Below are 20,733 nucleotides of genomic sequence, written 5' to 3'. Positions count from 1 at the left end.
TATTACCCACAAATATAAATGGACATAAAAATAAAGTATTACAACATTAAAGTTTGCAAACATTGAGGGTAAAAAATGGCAAACAGGAATAATGAATGGGCTGAAAATGAATTTGGAGATGCTGTACTTGGAGATAAAAGGTTAACTGACCGATTAGTAAATATTGCTGATAGTTTTACAAGTTTACCTGAAAGCTCAATCAATCAGGCGTGTGGAAGTTGGTCAGAAGCAAAAGCAGCATATCGTTTTTTTCAAAATGAGAACGTGAAAGAAGGCGATATTCTAGCTTCACACGTTGCTAAAACAGTTGAAAGAACAAAAGCCCATAAAAAAATTTTTGTGATCCAAGATACAAGTTATATTTCATACACAGACCATGAAAAAACAAGTGGATTGGGAGTTATTACAAGAAAACATAGTCAAGGTATTATAATGCATACAGCTCTAGCTGTTAGTATAGAAGGTTTGGTACTAGGGATACTAGATCAAAAAATTTATTCAAGACCTGAAGAATCTGAAAACATAAAAAAAAAGAACAATGACAGTATCCGCATTGAAGATAAAGAGAGTATAAAATGGTTAGAAACTTTAAGCAACACAAACAACATTATTGATTCAACTCAAACTGAGACTATAACTATATGCGATAGAGAAGCAGATATATATGAGTTTTTTGAGCTTGCACATAATCTTAATTCGGCAGTGTTAGTTAGAGCTTCCAAAGATAGGGCAGTAAATAGAAAATCTCGATATCCTGAAAAAGGTGAGCAGAAGTTATGGGAATTTATTAAATCCTCTCATTGTGCAGGTACGGTAAAAGTTGAAGTTCCTGCAAAAGATAATAAGCCAAAAAGAACAGCACATTTGGAAGTTAGATTCGGAAAGTTTATTATGCATCCATCTAAGAATAGTATTAGGCATAAGAAAGAAGAATTACTTAAATTACCACACTATGCAGTTTACGTTGTTGAAAAAGACTTTCCTTCTGAAACAAGTCCGCTAGAGTGGATGCTTTTAACAAATCTTCCAGTCAATACCTTTGATGAAGCTGTTGAAAAAGTTAGGTGGTATTGTCTTAGATGGAAAATAGAAATATTACATAAAATTTTAAAATCTGGTCTCAAAGTTGAAGAATGTAGGCTTGGAACAGCAGAAAGGTTGATGCGATATTTAACAGTAATGAGTATTATTGCTTGGAGAATTTTCTTTATTACAACAATTGCAAGAACTGATCCAACATTACCGTGTACTACCTTATTAGCCGAAGAAGAATGGAAAGTTCTATATGTAAAAATACATAGAAAACCATGTTCAAATGCAACTCCTACTATAAAAGAAGCTGTTTCATGGGTTGCTCAACTTGGAGGACATTTGGCTAGAAAAAATGATCTAGAACCAGGACCCATTACTATTTGGAAAGGATGGAGACGTCTCTTTGATCTAGCAGAAGGATGGCGACTTGCTCACGAACTTTATATTTGTGGGTAATAGTAAGGGCGTAATTGCTATTGGATCCCTATCACTTTTAATATTCAGTATAATCATGCCCAGTGCTTACTACTTAGTAACGCTGTCTATGGTTATTTTTTGTATTGGCTGTGGAATTTGTCAAGCAGTCATTTTCAATGCATCATTAAATATTTTCCCTGAAATGAAAGGCACAACTTCTTCTGCAATTTCATTTATTAGAGCTTCTATCATGGCTATTTTTATCGGCTTAACAAGCTACGTTTACGATGGTCAAGCAACCAGTGTAGCTATTCTTGTTTTTTTTGCAGTAGTTCTAATTTACTGTCTATTTATTGTTTTCAAGGTCTGGAAAAATCTATAATCACCATATAGATCCTTCTCATTTCTAGTTATTGCGGTAATATGTATTGTAACTTTGCTGGCTGCTCTAGATGTATCTCTTCCAAATCACCTAATCTATATTAGTTAAAGAGTATTATCTTGCTCATGCGTCTAAAGTTTGAGAGCCAATTTTCAGCAATCCAATCAAATTCCAATTTTTTTCAAACAACTGTTTCTTGCTATTTTTGTACCTTAAAAAATTTAGCTTACTTTTACGCTAGCTTGTTCAAATAGCATTAGTACGATTTACTTTTTTTGAATGTAGAGATTTTCTAGGGATTGTCCTCTTAAATTCTATAGTATCTTGTTTAACATTGAAACGAGAATCCAGTTTCAAGCATTGAAGTGACGAATCAAGAGCTGCTTTTATTCCACCACTCTCAACTACTCGAGTAGTGGACAATGGAATACGATTACTTTCGTTTATACTAATCAGCACGTCAAATTCTATGCTATTATTGTGTTGTTTGATGTTGCTAGCTCTAATTTTACCATTTCCAAACCAAAACTTTATAGAATTACTCGCATCATGATTGATGTCTGCAGAATCAGGCAAAATAGCAAAATTCGCGTTGTTTACAAATCTAGAAAACGCATTTTTGATGTCGTTAAATGTACCGTAATGGTCTATATGGTCGTCATTAATACTTGTTACAACAGCAATATCTGCAGGAATTTTTAACATAGTTCCATCAGACTCATCAGCCTCAATTAAGAAAATGTCACTTTTGCCAAGTTTTGCATTACTCTGATAGGAATTTAATATTCCTCCAACAATTACAGTGGCGTCAGCACCAGAATGATCAAAAATGGAAGCAATCATAGCTGTCGTCGTCGTCTTGCCACTTGAACCTGAAACTGCTATCACATATTTACCTTTCATAATTTTAACCAGCATGTCTGACCTATGCAAAACGGTTTTATTGTTATTTCTTGCTGCAACTAGCTCCACATTATCAGGTTTTATTGCGGAAGAATGTACAACTATTTGAGCTTGTCTAATACTACTTGCATCGTGACCAATATAGACCTCTATACCTAATTTTTGTAACCTATCTATATTGTCGTTTGATCGCGTATCACTGCCTTGAACTTTATAACTGGAATTATGAAGAATTTCAGCAATTGCGCTCATTCCAATTCCACCTATACCGATTATATGTATTACTTCTTTTTTAGTGCTGTGCATATTTGGCAGTAGACGTTTACTTATTACTAAATTTATTATAGTATAATTTAAAATCCTCATGGTATCGAACCATTTCACTAAGTACAATGATAAAAAAACTAGCCTTTCTATGTCTAATATTCGTTTTGATGAGTAGTTGTAGTTTTAGCAATAGGTGTAATCACACCGCAGGTCATTATAAAATTGGCAATAGCTATACAATAAATGGTATCACCTACCACCCAAAATACTGTAGCTGTTATGAGGAAGTAGGAATAGCATCGTGGTATGGAATAGAAGATCATGGCACAATTACAGCTAACGGTGAAGTGTTTAATCGTCACTTGATTTCTGCAGCACATAAGACCTTGCCCCTACCCTGCTTTGTTCGTGTTACTAATTTAGAAAATGGAAGAAAGCTTGTTATAAGAGTTAATGATAGAGGGCCATTTGTTGAAGGTAGAATAATAGACTTGTCAGAAAAAGCAGCACAAGTTTTAGGACTTCATAAGTCTGGGCTTGCGAAGGTAAAAGTCGAGTACTTAAGAAAGAGGTCAGAACAATTGATACAAAATACTCCTCATTACAAAAGGCAATATGAAAAAGAAATGCAGAAACGTCACCCAAAACAAAACAATGCAGAAAGTAAGGGATATGTAGCATTTTTTGTAAACGCTCAGGTAGCTAAATCAGCTGCATCAAAGCTTCGTAATCAAGGAATAGAAAATGTTAGATTGCTTTTCAAGAATGATCAATATTGCGTAAAAGTAAGTTAAAACCTGCATTACAGATTGTGTAGCATGACAGAAACTATTTGACAAATGAGAATGTTCCAAAAGCATGTGCGTTAAATTGAGAAACTATCGTGAAATATAGCAATATTTAAGATTGGTATTTTATTTGTTACATTTCAGGTAGTGACAGCTACCTCAGATGTAGCTGTAAAAAATAATCTACCACTTAAGAAATTTCATTAAAAAAAATAGCATAATCTTATTTCTCTAAAAAATACTATCTTCAACTTGAATATGTTGAAAAATATTTTGCGTATTATCCAAAAAGTCATCCTTTATAGCAGCTAGCTCGGATTGTTTTTGAGATAGATTATCTTCTATTGTTCTATTAAAACAATCAAGATCATTGCACTTTAGTTGAGAGCGCATGTCTCCATTTTCATATAAACCTCGTATAACGTCATAATATGCTCGAGTTTCATCAGTTTCTGGTTGTTGCTTTTCTTTGAGTATTGCCTTTAATTTTGAATCTATGTCTAATTCTCTTTTTATAGCTTCAGTAGAATTTTTATGATATTTTTCATAATCTTCAAAACTTTTTAATATTTTACCTTTGATTTCATTTTGTAACATCTTTAGCAAATCTTTAGCATGAGGTTTTTCAATTTTTTCCTTCCACTCATCATACGTATATTCTTGTCGACTACCATATTTTTTATCTTGACACTCACTTCCTATGTTAAACAGCTCTTTGTTACAGATTTTATCACCCTTATAAAAGTAATCGCTTATATTAATTTTATCGCTAGTTAAAGTTTGTCTAATTGCTGCTTTATTTTCTGCAAGTTCTTCTCTGTACTTGCTAATGCAATTTAGTAATTCTTTTTTGCAATCTGTAGTCATAATCTAGCTCCTTTAATAAAATTAGACCTAATTTAGTGTAAAATAATTAATATTTTATTACTATTTTGGTTATAACTAAGATAGTAATGAGAAGTTCAGTGTCTACAAAGTTCGTTTAAACTATTTTCAAAATGGGTATAATATAATTTTAGGTTAATAAAATGAATTACGATGTAATCATTTCAGGTAGTGGGCTAATTGGTCTTATTACTGCTATTGGCCTGAGTAATGACTCTGTATCTGTAGCCGTAATTGAGAAAAATAGTTTACCACGTGCAGTTGATGATAATCGAGCATTTGCCATTTCTCAAGGATCAAAAAAAATACTAGAAAAATTAGGGATTTGGCGGCTCTTAGAAGGCGAAACTGAACCAATACTTGATATATGCATATTAGATGGAGATAGTCCATTTACTGTGCATTATGACCATAAAATGGTTGGTGAAGAGCCAATGGGCTATGTAATCAAGAGCGCTATTATATGGAATGCAATCAATAAAAATTTTTTGCATAAACTCAATATATATTCTCCACGTTCCTATAAAACAATCTCTTGTGACGAAGGATACATGGAAGTTACTCTTGATAATGATCAAAAATTGATATCATCACTATTTATCTGTGCTGAAGGTAAAAACTCTAGGTTGCCAGAGTTGTTTTCTATACCAATGATAAAATTTGATTATAAACAAAATAGCATGGTATTTAATGTAAAACATGAATTACATCACCAAAACTTAGCTGTAGAGCGGTTTTTTCCTGGTGGTCCATTTGCAATTTTGCCAATGAAAGGTGGCTATACTTCTTCAATAGTTTTGACAGAAAAATGCGAAATTTCAAAAATGCTGATGAGCTTATCCGAAGAGGAATTTGTCATAGAACTCAAAAAAAGATTTGGTTCTTATTTGGGAGAAATTGAATTAGAGGGTGAAAGAAGATTCTATCCTTTGAGTTTTTCTTTTGCAAGAAAGCTGCATAAAAGCAGAATTTTGCTGATTGGCGATGCAGCACATTCAATCCACCCGGTTGCAGGTCAAGGACTTAACCTTGGAATGAGAGATGTAGAGAGTGTTATTAGACAAATAACTGCTGCAAAATCCTCTGGCATTGATGTTGGCAGTAATTATCTATTGAAGAAAATTTCATATGACAGATACTTTGATAATTTTACTATGGCACTTGCAACTGATGGACTAAATAGAATATTTTCCAACAGAATACTTTGCGCTCAAGTTCTGAGAAATCTTGGTTTAATGGTAGTTGAAAATTCAGATTTTCTTAAAAAAAGCTTCGTTCGACATGCTATGGGGTTTATATAAATCATTAGATTTCTTTCATCATAATCAGGTATCATTAGAGTAGTTGACACTGGAGCTCAAATTCCATAATGTCATGCCAGTGCCCAGACACTGGCATCCAGAAAAATTTATAAGCAAACTTGAGTTATGCTAAATTTGATGAAACGAAAAACTTGATTCCAGCAGGCTTTGTTGCACCACTCAAGGAAAGAACAGGCAGTTACTGATGGAATTTGTTATAAAATAGATATTTAGCCGACAAAGGAAAAATATGCCAATAAGAATGAAAGTCAGTAACTGCAATGAATATAACAAATTTCTTCAAGAAAGGGGAAATGTTTTTCATTATATCAACGATGCCATTGAAAATTGGTACGAAAATAGTCCAAAAGTAGCAGGTGGCAACAATGTCTACAGCGACAAAGTAGTGATTCTAATTCACATAATAACCTATCTATTCAGGATTGGTCTTAGGCAAACAGTGGGATTTATAGAGAAATATCTTGAGCAAATAGGGAAAATTTTGCAAATTATCAGCTATTCGCAGGCTTCAAGAAGGTTTAAAAAGCTTAATATCAAAATCAACGACTGCAGAGTTGATAAGAACGATATGGAAGATATTGAAATTGCTATAGATAGTACAGGTATCAGCATCTACAATAATATTCCAGGCCATAGTAAGGCAAATGGTACAGATAGAAAGTATCGCCGCTATGAGCAAACAAGATGTAATGCTAGAGATAGGTAGTAAAAAAGTTATAGCTGCAAAATACAGTAGTGGAGTTTATTCCGACCACTATGGAGCCTGTGATCTTATTGAAAGAGTGGATACCAAGTATAACATAAGCACGATATATGCAGATAGATCGAAAGAAGTTATACAAACTGTGCGATGAGCTTGACATAAAGACAAGGATTCCTCCGCAAAATAATGCAGTAGAGCATCCAAAGTTGGATTATATGAATGAGAGAAATTCTACAATCAAGCTCATAAAGTCATATGATGAAGATGGTATGAAGAGGTGGAAAAAAGAGATAAATTATTGGAAGAGATCTTATATAGAAAGTTTTTTCTCGCGACTGAAGCAAACATTTTGGTTTAGTTTTAGAAACAAATCTGAGGTTAATCGTGAGAGAGCTCAAGTGTTATTTGCTTAACAAAATTACTGATATAGGCATGGCTAAATTTGAGATAGCTTCATTCCACGTTACCTATTATCCGAAGAGTGATGCAATAAAGCCATCCCAGTGTCAAGCACTGGGATGACAAGAAGAAAGAGTACTGGCATTACATTAAATGATTCTCCTTATTTTAGCATTAAACGCGATGAAGAAAATCATTTATAATCGCTATAGCAACTAGTGTTGAAACCTGACGTACCTTTTGGCTTGACAAACGAGAGTTTTTATCTGATTTGACAACAAGGGCTTCTAGATGACTTTGAAAGTAAATATTACTATGCTTATCTTCGATAGCTTCTATTAATCCTTCATTGGCAAACGCTACAATTTTATATCCAAGTAGCTCTAGCCTTCTTCTATTCTCTGTAGTATTACTTACTGTACCTGAATGAGCATTCGGAAAATAAGTTGAAAACCAGCCATTTTGATTAGGTAGTAAAAATCTAGCTACCACTTTTTCCAAACTACTACCTGGAACAATTTTTATCTGCTGAAGAGGTATATTCTCTTTTTGTGGATAGGATGCTGATTTTAAATGATTCTTCTCATCATTAACAACATTTGTTATTTCAATTTCTTTTGCATGCATAATGTCTTGTAAACCACCGCATATGGCAAGCAAATGAATTGTAGGATTGTCATCTACTATTTTTACAATTGCTTCATTCACAAGCTGGCGGTAAGGGTTAAGAGCTGAATGAAAGTTATCTGAAATAAATATTCTGTTTATCTTTTGCTCTTTGATAAATTTTGCAACTTCAACTTTTATTCGATCTAGTATCAGCTTTTTTGCCAATATTTCATCTTGTTTTGCGAACTCTTCTTGGATTTCTTTTAGATTAATTATTTTGTCGTAGTCAATGAATATAGTTTTAACCCCAAAATTATTGAATATCTCATAGATATTTTGAGATTCATCTGTTTGCAATAAACCAACAATTATATTATAATTTACTGCATTCTCTGCTGTCAAAGCAGATGGTTCTTTGTTTACTTTTTCACTATAAGCGATATTACTTAATAGTAGAAATGTAATTAATAGTATATTAAATATTCTATTGTAACATTTATACATTATTTCCTAAATAATTATATTAATATTATAATATATTATAGAACATTAAGAAAAAGAATGTGGCCTGAGCAGGAATCGAACCAGCGACACAAGGATTTTCAGTCCTTTGCTCTACCAACTGAGCTATCAGGCCAACTACGTACTTTCATTTTTAGATAAAAAACGTTATCATGTCCATCAAAAGTTTTTGAAGTATAGAAACAAAGAATGAACATTAGTAACAAAATAGGAATTTATCCTGGTACATTTGACCCCATAACTTTTGGGCACCTTGACATAATAAAAAGAGCATGTAAGCTAGTCGATAAGTTGATAATTGGTGTTGCAGAGAATGTTAATAAACATACTAATTTTGACATAAGACTGCGCACAAGCATGGCTAAAAATGAAGTGAAAGGAGCAGGAATTGATGCAGATATTATATCCTTTAATGGGTTGCTAGTGAAGTTTGCCAAAGAGCAAAATGCTTCTGTTATTATTAGAGGACTGAGAGCAGTATCGGATTTTGATTACGAGTTTCAAATGAGTTGGGTAAATTATAAGCTCTTTCCTGAAATCGAAACTATATTTCTTCCTGCATCTGAGGATACTCAATTTATCTCATCAAGTTTTGTAAAGGAAATAGCGAGATTAGGAGGAGATGTTAGCAACTTTGTGTCAAAAAGTGTCCAAAGTGAATTGATTAATCTAAATAGGGTAGAAAATGGAGAATAAGTATTTGTTGTCTTTTTTATTTCCAAACGAGTATGTTAGATGTGTAAAATATTGTAAGCTAAAGGAGAGACATGTTAAAAGTGAGGGATAATAATGTAATAGTTTGCTGCCGTGGTGATGAAAATGATGATGGTTCTGGTCATCCAATAGTATACTTACACAAAGAAGGAGAAATGTATTGTCCTTATTGTAATAAGTCAATGGATGAAATAGTGAGTGCCGAAGAATTTCAATCTGTTGAGGTGAAAGTAATAAGCAAGAAGGAAAGAACCAAAGGTTAATAGTACTTCATTTTTTTAGCTTATGTAAATAGCAATGAGAGGGGCAGTAAAAATGAAACTATCCATACGGTCGAGTACTCCTCCATGGCCTGGTATAATACCTCCACTATCTTTAACATTGTAAACTCTTTTGATGAGTGACTCAGTGAAATCTCCAAGTTGGGCTAGAATAGCAACTATCAAACCAATTATTGGAGAATAAAAAATTGGAAATAAACTCAAAAATATTGAGCCAAAAATTGTACACACTATTCCAGCTAAGACTGCACCAAAAAGTCCTAACCAAGTTTTCCCAGGGCTAATGATTGGACAAATTCTAGTTTTACCAAAATTTTTGCCGAAAAAATAGGCAGCAATATCGATGCTCCAAATAGTTAAGATAAGCCATACTAATGCATATTTTCCCTGTGGTAGATTATATAGGCATATTAGCGAGGCATTTGGTAGTGCGATTAATAGTAATGCGAAAATGTATAAGATTCTATTGCCCTGAGTTAGATTATACCATTCAAAAGAAGATAAAACTGCAATTGAAAAAATTAGTAGATAAAATGATAAATCACTGAAATATGTAGCAAAAGAAAATATGAGTAATATTACTATTGAGGACAATATTCTAACCATAAAGTTATTATCTACCATATTTTTTTTCTCTTTTCGTATAATCTTCTAGTGCTTTGGTCAAATCTTGACAAGAAAAATCGGGCCACAAAGTATCACAAAAATACAATTCAGCATAAGCTGCTTGCCATAATAAAAAATTGCTTAACCTTTTTTCGCCACCAGTGCGAATTAATAAATCCAATTTTGGCAAATCTTTAGTATACAGAAATTTTTCAAATTCCTCTTCCAATACGCAATCAATATTTCCTTTTATGACGTTGTTGATAGCATGTATAATTTCCTGCTTTGCTCCATAACTAACTGCAACAGTGAGTAATAGACCATCGTTCTTATGTGTCACTTCTTCTGCTTTTTTGATTTGATCGAATATTTTACTGGGCAATAGACTTAAATTGCCAATAAAATTTAACTTAATGTTACAATTGTAAATGAATTTCATTTTATCTTCATTAGTTAAAGTGTAGTAAAATAAATTAAATAGGTAGTCTGTTTCGTTTTCAGATCTGAGCCAATTTTCCATGGAAAATGCATACAAAGTTAAGTAAGGTATGGCCAGGACTGTGCAATGCTTAGCAATATCAAATGCAACCTCACTGCCTTTTCTATAGCCATCAATTTTTACCCTTCCTTGATTGTTTGCCCACCTACCATTACCATCCATAATAATTGCTAGATGTTTTGGCAGAGATTCTAGATTCAACATTTGAATTCAACCTGTTCTAATTAGCTTAATGTCTATATCTCTGTATGAAACGTTCACTATATCCACCTAAAACTATATTATTACTGAAAAATCATTGATAGTCTATATTACAAAAATTTTCTCAACCTCGGTGTCAGCTGCCAGTGATTTTACTAAGAAATATGGCAAAAATGGTCTAAATTGAGCGTGTTTTCTTAATTTGATGCGTATGGTTTATTTAACACCCTCTTAAATTTATAAAGCAAAACCTTGGATATAAACACTTTTTAAGCTATGTCATGATATGTAACTGACTTGCATTTTTTCTTTCCGTGTCCCACTTAAGACATTACTAGGCCCATTTTTATCTTCTAGTAGTTTTATAATATCGCTAAGACTAGAATGACTACACATGGATTTTAACTCTTCAAAAGGAGTAAAACCGATTCCATTAACAACTTTCTGATTTCCTAGTAATTCTATTGTATCTACGTAGTTAAGATTATCACGATAAAATATGAGTCGAAATTTTTTAATGTTAAAAGAAATGATATTCTCAACAACCTCCTGATTTTTTAGTAGTCTTACAATATCGCTAAAGAGAAACTTATCATTACAAAGTATGAATTTAAGTTTTTCATAATCAATAAAATTGATGTGCTCAACAACTTGTTGATTTTCTAGCAACCTTATAATCTTGTAACTGCTACTAGTATAATTGCTACTATTAAACTTATCGCTATTATGAATGAGTTCAAATTTTTCATAATCAATAAAACAGAGGTATTCAACAACTTTTTGATTTCCTAATAACTCCATAATATTTTCACCACTAAACTTATTACTCTTGAGTATAAGTTGAAGCTTTTTATCACCAATAGAGTTAATTCGATCAATAGAACTCTGATCTTTTAGTAATTCTGTAACATTTTGCTCACTAAGCTTACCATCACTCTCAACTATCATCCATTGAATAAGACGGATATTCCTAATATCATTTTGATTTTTTGGTGGTATTCCCACATCTGCATCGTTGCAAAACTGAACATCATCAACATGTTTTTCATTAATTCCTTTATTTCCTAGTGCTTCTTTAGCGAAGTTATTCGGATCATTTTTTTCATCTTCCTCGTAATCATAATATCCATAATTTTCTCCATTCTCCTCACTATCACTACTTTCGAATTCATTGTTGATATTGCAAATCTTTCCACCTTTTAGTATTTCTAGAATATTGTGCTCCGCAGGTGCATTATTTAGCATGGACCTAAACATTTCATCATCATAATCGTTGATGTGATTAACAATGCTCTCATCTAATAATAATTCTTCAATACCTTTGTGACTAAACTTATTATGATACTTGCATAAGATTTTAAGCTTACTGTAATCCATTGAATTGATGCCATCAACAACTCTTTGATTTGATAGTAATTCTCTGTTATAAGTCTTACATATCAGTTGAAGTTTTTCGTTATATAAGTCTTCTGCATTGCCTGCCTTATCAAAATCCATAATCTTATTTCAATTTACTTAGTATTTTAATTTTGCATGTATTAGGAGGAAAGAATCAAGCATAAGGCCTAATGAATTTATTAGTTTATTTATGTTTCTTTTCATGTATAAATTTATAGAAAGTTTTATATAGAAGTTATTTTATGAGCAAAATTATAGAAATCAGAGCGCCAAAAACTCTTGGTGGTGAATCAGTTACGGAAGGTATAGTAAAAATAAAGAAAAATATCGGCGAAGCAGTAAAAGTAGATGACTTGATCTTTGAAATTGAAACTGATAAAACGGCGCTAGAACTAACTGCAGAAGCTTCAGGACAAATAACTGAATTTTTTGTGAAAGAAGATGATATAATTAGCCCTGATCAATTACTGGCAAAACTTGCTGCAGGAGAAGTAGAAGAAGAAGTGAAAAAAGAAGATAAAGGCGAAGGCCCTGATAAAAAAGATGCCCCTTCAGCTCGTAAAATTATGGAAGAAAATGCAATTAGTGCAGAAAATGTAAAAGGAACTGGCATGGGAGGTAGAATAACTAAAGCGGATGTGATAGACCATATGAGTAAAGCTGAACAACCTTCGGTAAAACAATATGAATCGCCAAAAAGTGTAGTAAGTGGAGAGAGAAGAGAAGAGCGAGTGAAAATGAGCAAAATAAGGCAAGTAATAGCTGCTCGTTTGAAAGCATCGCAAAATACTGCTGCAATACTGACCACGTTCAATGAAATTGACATGAAAAACGTCATGGATCTGAGGGCAAAGTATAAAGAAACTTTTGAAAAGAAATATGGAATAAAACTGGGTTTCATGTCGTTTTTTATAAAGGCAGCAGTGCAAGCACTAAAAGAAATTCGTGAGATTAACGCTGAGATTTCAGGTGATGAAATTGTATATAAAAATTACTATGACATAGGTGTTGCTGTTGGCACTGATAAAGGTCTTGTTGTACCAGTTATTCGTGATGCTGATCAAATGTCATTTGCTGAAATTGAACTAACTTTAGTTGCTCTTGGCAAAAAAGCACGAGAAGGTAAGCTGCAAGTATCGGAAATGGAAGGTGCAACATTTACTATCTCAAACGGTGGTGTATATGGTTCACTTCTTTCTACTCCGATAATAAACCCTCCGCAATCTGGAATACTTGGCATGCACTCAATACAAAATAGGCCAGTTGCTGTGAGTAGCTCAATTGAAATCAGACCTATGATGTACATTTCCCTCTCTTACGACCACAGAATAGTTGATGGCAAAGGAGCAGTTACTTTCCTTGTTAAAATCAAAAATTACATAGAAGATCCAAATAGATTGGTTTTGGAAATTTAAACAGATTAAAAAAAGACAAGTAAGTTTTTCTGAAGTTTTTAAGGTGGGTGTTACAGCTGTACAAACATTTGTTTATAAAGGTAACTTATACGAAAAATGGTCAGTACGAGCATTGTGATTTAGGCCTAAAAAATGCGAGTAGCCCATTTGGTGTTATCCAAGTAGCTGACACTGGGATCCAAATTGCAAGTAATGCATTAGGTTGGGTGAGTATAGGTCTTGCGTTATAGAATAACATCATTTACTATGTGCCATATTGCAATGTTTGTAAAGTTGTGTGTGTGGTCCACCAAAAGGGTGTCAGCTACTTGCATGACACTATCTGCTATTTTTCCTTATCTGAATGAATACAAAACGGTTTTTGGTTACTCACGAAATAGATTTGTCCATTTTGCTCTTATTATTTAAAACGCTTTTATGTCAAATATATCAAATTTTTATTGTCCCAAATTTGGGAGAAAAACCCTGGACTTGAAGTCCATCCTTTTAAGAATATAATTTTAAGGTGAAAAATCTGAAAGAATGTGGAATATTATAGAAAAAGCAGTCACTCTGTATATATATCACATAGTGTGGATAACAAAATATCGATATCCAGTACTAGTTGGAGATATTGGAAAGAAAGCTAAAGAAGTTGTACAAGAAGTATGTGCAAATAATCAAGTAGAAATTATCAGAGGTAGAGTTGCGTCAAGTCATGTACACGTATACGTTTCTGTACCCCCATACTTAAGTATTAGTAAGTTAGTGCAGTTAATAAAAGGAAAAAGTTCCAGAAAAATCCAGCAAAACTTTCCAGAGCTAAAAAAGAGATATTGGGTTGTGGGCAGTAGGCTACTTTGTCAGGACTAGCGGAAATGTAACTGACGAAATGATAAAAAATTATATTGAAAATCACTCTAAAAAAGAAGATAAATTTGGTGACTTTCAAGTCGAAAGTTAGCATTCTATGCTCTCTCTCAATCTTTGGATTTTAATCCATAGTGGTTGAATTGACATATGTTAAAAACATTCTAAGATAAGACTATTTATAGAATAAGGGGGTATATAATGTTAACTAATTCTTTTAAAAAAAGTTTTGAAGCTGTTCAAGGTATATCTGAATCAGTATCGAGTGATAAACCGAATAGGACTTTCAATTTTCCTCCGAATAATAGGGTGAGAGCAGATGATCATCCATTTTTAGGTACCAAGCATGACCGCAAAATTGAATATTTAGATTGTGATGATGAAGAGTCAAAAAGGCGAATTCTTGCTGATAGCTCTCCTTATAATTCAGAAAATGAAAATCACGGTAAATATCTAAAAGGCAAGATTATTGATGAAACTAAGCAAGAAATTGCTCAACACATAGAAAACAGTGATGTAGAATCTGTACAGCTTAGAGTGAGAAGTCCAATTAGAACTATGTTGACTGCAAGAACTGTGCTGAATGATAATAAAGGAAAAATAAACATTAGTAATATTTTAACTAATGATTTTTTTGAAAGCAATAGGATAACGGCGGTTACATTGTTGCTACCTGGAGATGAAAAAAGAGGAATGCGTGGACGAGTTGATGAGCATGGAGTAAGAATTTATGAAGTAGCTAATGGCTCATATAACATGACTTTGAATTGGTACGATGAAGAAAAAGAATGTAAAATGAAAATTAATATTAGTGATGACGGTTCTATCAAGCTTATTGAAAGCAATGATATCACTTGGGAGCAAATAGCTGCACATAAAGAAGTAAAAGTAGGAAAACAATACGAAGCGAAGTCCTTGTATGATGCACTATCCTACTTACGTAAAGAAGGTTCTGAAATAGTAAAAGTTTCACAGAATCCTTCAACAAGTATGGAAAGTGTGACTATATCAAAACAACTTTCTTCTGCTCAAGGAGTAAGTAAATAAGAAGACTTTATGAGCTGCTTGCAAATATAGGCAGCTTATATTTCAGTATCCTTATTTCATGTTCTCTAGAGTATTTTTATTTCCTGTAATCTTTTTATAAAAACCATAGGCGCCAGTTGGTTTTAAAGTAAAGGTCAAGTATCTGGAATTCTGGACATAAAATCCTCCTGTGTAAAAAAAGTTAGAAAAAAATGCAGTGCATATACGACAGATATACACTGAAGAATATATTTTTTAATAAATTTGATTAAAAAGTCTGCAGACTAAAGATAGATTTTGAGCTCTTAAAATATCTCTAATTGTAATTATAATCTTACTATTACCCACAAATATAAATGGACATAAAAATAAAGTATTACAACATTAAAGTTTGCAAACATTGAGGGTAAAAAATGGCAAACAGGAATAATGAATGGGCTGAAAATGAATTTGGAGATGCTGTACTTGGAGATAAAAGGTTAACTGACCGATTAGTAAATATTGCTGATAGTTTTACAAGTTTACCTGAAAGCTCAATCAATCAGGCGTGTGGAAGTTGGTCAGAAGCAAAAGCAGCATATCGTTTTTTTCAAAATGAGAACGTGAAAGAAGGCGATATTCTAGCTTCACACGTTGCTAAAACAGTTGAAAGAACAAAAGCCCATAAAAAAATTTTTGTGATCCAAGATACAAGTTATATTTCATACACAGACCATGAAAAAACAAGTGGATTGGGAGTTATTACAAGAAAACATAGTCAAGGTATTATAATGCATACAGCTCTAGCTGTTAGTATAGAAGGTTTGGTACTAGGGATACTAGATCAAAAAATTTATTCAAGACCTGAAGAATCTGAAAACATAAAAAAAAAGAACAATGACAGTATCCGCATTGAAGATAAAGAGAGTATAAAATGGTTAGAAACTTTAAGCAACACAAACAACATTATTGATTCAACTCAAACTGAGACTATAACTATATGCGATAGAGAAGCAGATATATATGAGTTTTTTGAGCTTGCACATAATCTTAATTCGGCAGTGTTAGTTAGAGCTTCCAAAGATAGGGCAGTAAATAGAAAATCTCGATATCCTGAAAAAGGTGAGCAGAAGTTATGGGAATTTATTAAATCCTCTCATTGTGCAGGTACGGTAAAAGTTGAAGTTCCTGCAAAAGATAATAAGCCAAAAAGAACAGCACATTTGGAAGTTAGATTCGGAAAGTTTATTATGCATCCATCTAAGAATAGTATTAGGCATAAGAAAGAAGAATTACTTAAATTACCACACTATGCAGTTTACGTTGTTGAAAAAGACTTTCCTTCTGAAACAAGTCCGCTAGAGTGGATGCTTTTAACAAATCTTCCAGTCAATACCTTTGATGAAGCTGTTGAAAAAGTTAGGTGGTATTGTCTTAGATGGAAAATAGAAATATTACATAAAATTTTAAAATCTGGTCTCAAAGTTGAAGAATGTAGGCTTGGAACAGCAGAAAGGTTGATGCGATATTTAACAGTAATGAGTATTATTGCTTGGAGAATTTTCTTTATTACAACAATTGCAAGAACTGATCCAACATTACCGTGTACTACCTTATTAGCCGAAGAAGAATGGAAAGTTCTATATGTAAAAATACATAGAAAACCATGTTCAAATGCAACTCCTACTATAAAAGAAGCTGTTTCATGGGTTGCTCAACTTGGAGGACATTTGGCTAGAAAAAATGATCTAGAACCAGGACCCATTACTATTTGGAAAGGATGGAGACGTCTCTTTGATCTAGCAGAAGGATGGCGACTTGCTCACGAACTTTATATTTGTGGGTAATAGTAAGAATTATAATGAGGTTGGAAATATGCGGAAGTAATTTTTATACGTTAGCTACAGTTAAAACATAATTGACTTTGCCTAGTTAATATTTCAAATTATAAAAAAGGCAAATAATTTCTATGATATTGCAGGGTAAAAAAGGGTTAATAACCGGAATAATAAATAAGAGGTCAATAGCATATGGTATAGCAAAGACTCTCTCAGAGCACGGAGCTGAGCTTGCAATCACTTATCAAAATGAAGTAATAAAAGAGAAATTATTACCAATAGCGAATGAATTAAATGTGGAGCTAACACTACATTGTGATGTTTCAAATGAGGAAATCATACATAGTGCTTTTAAAGAAATAGAGGAAAAGTGGGGTGCTATTGATTTTTTGGTACATGCAATAGCATATTCTGATAAAAATGAGCTCAATGGTAAATACGTCGATACTTCACTAAACAACTTTCTCAATGCAATGCATATATCGTGCTATTCTTTTACTGCTTTAGCAAAAAGCGCCGAAAAAATGATGTTAAATGGTGGTAGTTTACTTACTTTATCTTACTATGGTGCTGAAAAAGTTATGCCAAATTATAATGTGATGGGTTTATGTAAAGCAGCACTTGAAGCAAGTGTAAAATATATAGCATGTGATCTTGGGCCAAAGAACATCAGAGTAAATGCAATTTCTGCTGGTCCAATCAGAACTTTGGCATCTTCTGGAATAAGTGACTTTCACTCCATATCGGAATGGAATAGAATTAATTCTCCACTTAGACGCAATGTTACAATAGAAGATGTTGGCAAGGCAGCACTATACTTATTAAGCGACCTGAGTAGTGGTACAACTGGAGAAATTTTACATGTTGATTCAGGGTATAATGTTGTGGGAATGAAGATAGTAGACTAATACAGTACTGCAGATGCATGTGAAGCCTGTGTTTTTTTGTTATCCGAGTAATTGACATTGGAGCCCAGTGTCAGCTACTCGAATGACAACATTTTTTAATTAAATCTCGCACATTAACCATAGAGTTATTATTTTATAAGTATTTGTTGCTGCTGATCTTCTATTTTTACTTCCTCCATTTGGGTTAAGGGATTGTGCGTGAGGGTTGCTCTTGAAGTTGCCTTGCAAGGAAAAAGTCTTTTTCCTCCCGATCTTGGAGTTGCTTTGCAAGCAAGAAATCCTATTGTTCTTGTGTTTGTTTTGCTAAGACTTTATTCTTATTAAGCAGTGGTTAAAAATGAGCATGGCTTTTATTATAGAATGCCCCCCTATAGAAGTATATAGACTATGAAGACTTATCTTACAGGTTGTGGTACTTGTTGTTGATAAAATGTTTTTTCTACACGTGCTTCTTCCACACTGCACCTTCTTGATAAGACTGGCTCCTCAAGGCATTTTATACGTTGCTGTACATCATTAATGCACTGCCCTATAACATCACCAATTTTTCCATCAGCATTTTTTGCCAATAACTCATCAAACTCCCTCTCAATCTCTACTCTCTCAGAGATATCCTTTGAAAGATCACAATATTCCAAAATTTCATCTATCTGAAGTTGTTTTGCTAATAGAAAGTCTTCTTGCTCCTGCTGCTGTTTTATTAACTCTTGAGTTACAATTTTAGCCCTAGAGTAATGATTTCCTTCAAGATATATTGTTTCTCTCTCTTTACTACCCCATAACTCGTCATTTAATTTATAACTCTCACGATTAAACATCTGATTTAGTTGATCATTGTTTATCATTTCAGGATTTGGTTCAAACTTTTGTTGTTTCTCTCTGCCGCTAACTTTACAATGGACATTAATTTCAATGTTGGCTAAAGAAGCTAATAATTGAATTTCTTCAATAAAAGGAAAATAACTTTTACTTTCTATTGCTTCTAGATAGGATTGATAGAGTTCAGGTTTGTCAAGAAATGAGCGTGTAATAAAATCACTGTTATATTCGGCATTATAGTCACTCTCACCAATGCCATCAAGAGCCTCTGCATATTCACTTAGATTAAGCACAGCTTGATTATGCGATATATTAAATTTGCTAACAGCTCTACTTACTAACCTCTTCACATTACCTTCAGCATTTTCAATTTTCCTATTTGTTTGCTTAACCAGACCCTTTATTTTATCAGACTTGCCAGTTAAATCCCCTGGCTTATTAAAAAACATATTAAAAACCTTTTCTAGCTGATCCTTTAAAGGAGCTGGCATACTTGGATCATCTAAAGACGTAAATCGACTTAAAAATTTGTGCCATTCCATTCTCATATCTTGCGCTCTTTCAGCTTTATATGTACCAGAACTGTTATCACCAAACACTGCATGAAAAAAGCAATTGCCATCACCTGCAGTATCATATTTAACTACTTGGTTATTAGAAGGTTCTTTTTCTACATTACTCTCTGAAGTCTTGCGTCCTTTAGCATTTTCAATACTGTCAAAACCATTTGGTAATTTCCGTTTTCTAAGCCCAACCATAATTTCTACCTTAATTCAAGCTATATGTTATTATATTAACTAACTTATTAATAAGTAACTAATTAGGTATAGCAAAAATTTTTTAATTATGCAATAATTAAGGCTTTAAATAGCAAATATGAGCTTTAACTGTGGTATAGTTGGGTTACCAAATATAGGAAAATCAACTTTATTTAATGCACTTACAGAGTCAAGTGCAGCTGAAGCTGCAAATTATCCTTTTTGCACAATCGAGCCAAATGTTGGCAAAGTGCCAATACGAGATCAGCGTTTGAAACAAATTGCCTCGATTGCTCACTCAGGGAAAATAATCTACAATCAACTGGAAGTTGTCGATATTGCCGGCTTGGTTAAGGGTGCGAGCAAGGGTGAAGGACTAGGAAATAAATTTTTGAGTCATATCAGAGAAGTTGATGCCATTGTTCATCTGCTCAGGTGCTTTACGGATGACGATATCAGCCATGTAAACAGTAAAATAGATCCAATATCAGATGCTGAAATAGTGGAAATGGAGTTAATTCTAGCTGATATTGATAGCATAGAAAAAAGGCTTCCTCAATTGGAAAAGAAAGCAAAGCAAGGTGATAAAGAGCTAAAGAGACAACTTGAATTAATGCAAGAGGTATTAGCTACTTTAAAATTAGGTAAACCGGCAAGAAGCTTGGAGAATATTGATGAAGATGAGATGAAGTTGCTTCAATTGCTAACAACAAAGCCTGTTATGTATGTATGCAATGTTGAAGATACGAATATCATAACTGGTAATGAACTATCTAAAAGGGTGGAAAAAATGGCGGAAGAAAATAAAAGCAAATTTTATTGTATTTCAGCGAAACTTGAAGCAGATATTGCAAATCTTGATAGTGAAGAGGAAAAACAGAATTTTTTATCAGAATTTGGCTTACAAGAATCAGGACTTGATGGAGTAGCACGTATTATGTATGAAGTGCTAAGTATGATAACTTTTTTTACTGTGGGCCCCAAAGAAGCACGTGCATGGCCAATAAAGATAGGATCAACAGCTGACAAAGCAGCAGGTGTAATTCACACTGATTTTGAAAAGGGCTTTATAAAAGCAGAAACCATAAGCTTTGAAGACTATATAAAATATGGAAGCGAATTAGCTTGCAAAGATGCAGGGAAAATTCGCTTCGAAGGCAGAGATTATATCGTGCAAGATGGCGATATAATGCACTTTAGATTTAATGTCTAA

18 protein-coding genes, 1 tRNA gene and 3 pseudogenes are annotated in these 20,733 nt (G+C 33.2%); 14 read left to right on the top strand and 8 right to left on the bottom strand.

Translation table 11 applies throughout. The features are described from left to right. Positions 1 to 75 precede the first annotated feature (75 nt). Together OPR35_RS02875 and OPR35_RS02870 are read left to right on the top strand one after the other, a co-directional pair. Positions 76 to 1,488 (top strand): IS4-like element ISWosp2 family transposase, encoded by a 1,413-nt coding sequence (locus tag OPR35_RS02875; protein ID WP_264686125.1) that lies wholly within the window; start codon positions 76 to 78, stop codon positions 1,486 to 1,488. Next, positions 1,481 to 1,831 (top strand): MFS transporter, encoded by a 351-nt coding sequence (locus OPR35_RS02870; RefSeq protein ID WP_264685825.1) that lies wholly within the window; start codon positions 1,481 to 1,483, stop codon positions 1,829 to 1,831. The genes OPR35_RS02875 and OPR35_RS02870 overlap by 8 nt, the downstream gene beginning before the upstream one ends. A gap of 440 nt (positions 1,832 to 2,271) precedes the next feature. On the opposite strand, the pseudogene OPR35_RS02865 reads toward OPR35_RS02870, so the two are convergent. Beyond that, positions 2,272 to 3,100, bottom strand: a pseudogene (locus tag OPR35_RS02865) (Mur ligase domain-containing protein); the annotation flags it as partial. A gap of 26 nt (positions 3,101 to 3,126) precedes the next feature. Here OPR35_RS02865 and OPR35_RS02860 point away from each other — a divergent pair. Further along, positions 3,127 to 3,795: a septal ring lytic transglycosylase RlpA family protein gene (locus tag OPR35_RS02860; protein ID WP_012481726.1), complete on the top strand. Its 669-nt coding sequence runs from the start codon at positions 3,127 to 3,129 to the stop codon at positions 3,793 to 3,795. A 225-nt stretch (positions 3,796 to 4,020) separates the two neighbouring features. On the opposite strand, the gene OPR35_RS02855 is transcribed toward OPR35_RS02860, so the two are convergent. Further along, a complete protein-coding gene (locus OPR35_RS02855; protein WP_052264692.1) occupies positions 4,021 to 4,656 on the bottom strand; it encodes a hypothetical protein in 636 nt (211 codons plus the stop codon). A gap of 161 nt (positions 4,657 to 4,817) precedes the next feature. On the opposite strand from OPR35_RS02855, the gene ubiH reads away from it, so the two are divergent. Together ubiH and OPR35_RS07500 are read left to right on the top strand one after the other, a co-directional pair. Then, the gene (gene ubiH / locus OPR35_RS02850) at positions 4,818 to 5,975 is read left to right on the top strand and encodes a 2-octaprenyl-6-methoxyphenyl hydroxylase (protein ID WP_052264691.1); all 1,158 of its coding nucleotides are present in this window, start codon (positions 4,818 to 4,820) and stop codon (positions 5,973 to 5,975) included. A gap of 250 nt (positions 5,976 to 6,225) precedes the next feature. Beyond that, positions 6,226 to 7,155 (top strand): annotated as a pseudogene (locus OPR35_RS07500) (IS5 family transposase); the annotation flags it as partial. A gap of 117 nt (positions 7,156 to 7,272) precedes the next feature. Here OPR35_RS07500 and OPR35_RS02830 read toward each other — a convergent pair. Together OPR35_RS02830 and OPR35_RS02825 are read right to left on the bottom strand one after the other, a co-directional pair. Further along, positions 7,273 to 8,211, bottom strand: coding sequence for a glutamine amidotransferase (locus OPR35_RS02830; RefSeq protein ID WP_265024984.1), 939 nt, complete (start codon positions 8,209 to 8,211; stop codon positions 7,273 to 7,275). Between the two features lie 60 nt (positions 8,212 to 8,271). Continuing rightward, positions 8,272 to 8,344, bottom strand: a tRNA-Phe gene (locus OPR35_RS02825). 74 nt (positions 8,345 to 8,418) lie between these two features. Here OPR35_RS02825 and coaD point away from each other — a divergent pair. Then, on the top strand, positions 8,419 to 8,925 hold the full coding sequence (gene coaD / locus OPR35_RS02820; RefSeq protein ID WP_007302835.1) for a pantetheine-phosphate adenylyltransferase: 507 nt from the start codon (positions 8,419 to 8,421) through the stop codon (positions 8,923 to 8,925). A 71-nt stretch (positions 8,926 to 8,996) separates the two neighbouring features. Continuing rightward, complete coding sequence (locus tag OPR35_RS02815) at positions 8,997 to 9,206, top strand: zinc-finger domain-containing protein (protein WP_007302836.1); 210 nt, start codon at positions 8,997 to 8,999, stop codon at positions 9,204 to 9,206. Between the two features lie 15 nt (positions 9,207 to 9,221). Here the strand turns inward: OPR35_RS02815 and OPR35_RS02810 are convergent, their stop codons facing one another. The 3 genes from OPR35_RS02810 to OPR35_RS02800 all read right to left on the bottom strand — a co-directional run bounded on the left by OPR35_RS02810 (position 9,222) and on the right by OPR35_RS02800 (position 12,027). After that, on the bottom strand, positions 9,222 to 9,848 hold the full coding sequence (locus tag OPR35_RS02810; protein ID WP_007302837.1) for a phosphatidate cytidylyltransferase: 627 nt from the start codon (positions 9,846 to 9,848) through the stop codon (positions 9,222 to 9,224). Next, entirely contained in the window at positions 9,838 to 10,533 is a 696-nt protein-coding gene (gene uppS / locus OPR35_RS02805; protein WP_007302838.1) for a polyprenyl diphosphate synthase, read from the bottom strand. Before uppS ends, OPR35_RS02810 begins: the two co-directional genes overlap by 11 nt. A 276-nt stretch (positions 10,534 to 10,809) precedes the next feature. Then, positions 10,810 to 12,027 carry a hypothetical protein gene (locus OPR35_RS02800; protein ID WP_007302839.1) on the bottom strand — a complete coding sequence of 406 codons (1,218 nt, stop codon included), beginning with the start codon at positions 12,025 to 12,027 and terminating at the stop codon, positions 10,810 to 10,812. Between the two features lie 143 nt (positions 12,028 to 12,170). Here OPR35_RS02800 and odhB point away from each other — a divergent pair, with 143 nt between their 5' ends. From odhB to OPR35_RS02770, 6 genes and pseudogenes are all read left to right on the top strand, one after another. After that, entirely contained in the window at positions 12,171 to 13,343 is a 1,173-nt protein-coding gene (odhB, locus tag OPR35_RS02795) for a 2-oxoglutarate dehydrogenase complex dihydrolipoyllysine-residue succinyltransferase (protein ID WP_007302840.1), read from the top strand. Between the two features lie 68 nt (positions 13,344 to 13,411). Continuing rightward, positions 13,412 to 13,573: a hypothetical protein gene (locus tag OPR35_RS02790; protein ID WP_007302841.1), complete on the top strand. Its 162-nt coding sequence runs from the start codon at positions 13,412 to 13,414 to the stop codon at positions 13,571 to 13,573. 294 nt (positions 13,574 to 13,867) lie between these two features. Beyond that, positions 13,868 to 14,286, top strand: a pseudogene (tnpA, locus tag OPR35_RS02785) (IS200/IS605 family transposase). Between the two features lie 107 nt (positions 14,287 to 14,393). Continuing rightward, positions 14,394 to 15,239 (top strand): hypothetical protein, encoded by an 846-nt coding sequence (locus tag OPR35_RS02780; protein ID WP_007302842.1) that lies wholly within the window; start codon positions 14,394 to 14,396, stop codon positions 15,237 to 15,239. Positions 15,240 to 15,631: 392 nt separating this feature from the next. Next, entirely contained in the window at positions 15,632 to 17,044 is a 1,413-nt protein-coding gene (locus tag OPR35_RS02775) for an IS4-like element ISWosp2 family transposase (RefSeq protein WP_264686125.1), read from the top strand. A 122-nt stretch (positions 17,045 to 17,166) separates the two neighbouring features. Beyond that, entirely contained in the window at positions 17,167 to 17,943 is a 777-nt protein-coding gene (locus tag OPR35_RS02770; RefSeq protein WP_007302843.1) for an enoyl-ACP reductase FabI, read from the top strand. A 395-nt stretch (positions 17,944 to 18,338) separates the two neighbouring features. On the opposite strand, the gene OPR35_RS02765 is transcribed toward OPR35_RS02770, so the two are convergent. Next, a complete protein-coding gene (locus OPR35_RS02765; protein WP_010406367.1) occupies positions 18,339 to 19,520 on the bottom strand; it encodes a hypothetical protein in 1,182 nt (393 codons plus the stop codon). 118 nt (positions 19,521 to 19,638) lie between these two features. On the opposite strand from OPR35_RS02765, the gene ychF reads away from it, so the two are divergent. Continuing rightward, entirely contained in the window at positions 19,639 to 20,733 is a 1,095-nt protein-coding gene (ychF, locus tag OPR35_RS02760) for a redox-regulated ATPase YchF (protein WP_010406370.1), read from the top strand.

The organism is Wolbachia endosymbiont (group B) of Protocalliphora azurea, from assembly GCF_947251865.1.
GTDB lineage: Bacteria > Pseudomonadota > Alphaproteobacteria > Rickettsiales > Anaplasmataceae > Wolbachia.
This window is presented reverse-complemented; position numbering and strand designations above follow the sequence as displayed.

Bases quoted from the DNA above. Each gene is read 5' to 3' on its own strand.
- OPR35_RS02780 (WP_007302842.1), top strand. From the start codon at position 14,394: ATGTTAACTAATTCTTTTAAAAAAAGTTTTGAAGCTGTTCAAGGTATA.
- OPR35_RS02775 (WP_264686125.1), top strand. From the start codon at position 15,632: ATGGCAAACAGGAATAATGAATGGGCTGAAAATGAATTTGGAGATGCT.
- OPR35_RS02875 (WP_264686125.1), top strand. From the start codon at position 76: ATGGCAAACAGGAATAATGAATGGGCTGAAAATGAATTTGGAGATGCT.
- coaD (WP_007302835.1), top strand. From the start codon at position 8,419: ATGAACATTAGTAACAAAATAGGAATTTATCCTGGTACATTTGACCCC.
- OPR35_RS02815 (WP_007302836.1), top strand. From the start codon at position 8,997: ATGTTAAAAGTGAGGGATAATAATGTAATAGTTTGCTGCCGTGGTGAT.
- OPR35_RS02860 (WP_012481726.1), top strand. From the start codon at position 3,127: ATGATAAAAAAACTAGCCTTTCTATGTCTAATATTCGTTTTGATGAGT.
- ubiH (WP_052264691.1), top strand. From the start codon at position 4,818: ATGAATTACGATGTAATCATTTCAGGTAGTGGGCTAATTGGTCTTATT.
- uppS (WP_007302838.1), bottom strand. From the start codon at position 10,533: ATGTTGAATCTAGAATCTCTGCCAAAACATCTAGCAATTATTATGGAT.
- OPR35_RS02765 (WP_010406367.1), bottom strand. From the start codon at position 19,520: ATGGTTGGGCTTAGAAAACGGAAATTACCAAATGGTTTTGACAGTATT.
- OPR35_RS02770 (WP_007302843.1), top strand. From the start codon at position 17,167: ATGATATTGCAGGGTAAAAAAGGGTTAATAACCGGAATAATAAATAAG.
- ychF (WP_010406370.1), top strand. From the start codon at position 19,639: ATGAGCTTTAACTGTGGTATAGTTGGGTTACCAAATATAGGAAAATCA.
- OPR35_RS02855 (WP_052264692.1), bottom strand. From the start codon at position 4,656: ATGACTACAGATTGCAAAAAAGAATTACTAAATTGCATTAGCAAGTAC.
- OPR35_RS02810 (WP_007302837.1), bottom strand. From the start codon at position 9,848: ATGGTAGATAATAACTTTATGGTTAGAATATTGTCCTCAATAGTAATA.
- odhB (WP_007302840.1), top strand. From the start codon at position 12,171: ATGAGCAAAATTATAGAAATCAGAGCGCCAAAAACTCTTGGTGGTGAA.
- OPR35_RS02800 (WP_007302839.1), bottom strand. From the start codon at position 12,027: ATGGATTTTGATAAGGCAGGCAATGCAGAAGACTTATATAACGAAAAA.
- OPR35_RS02830 (WP_265024984.1), bottom strand. From the start codon at position 8,211: ATGTATAAATGTTACAATAGAATATTTAATATACTATTAATTACATTT.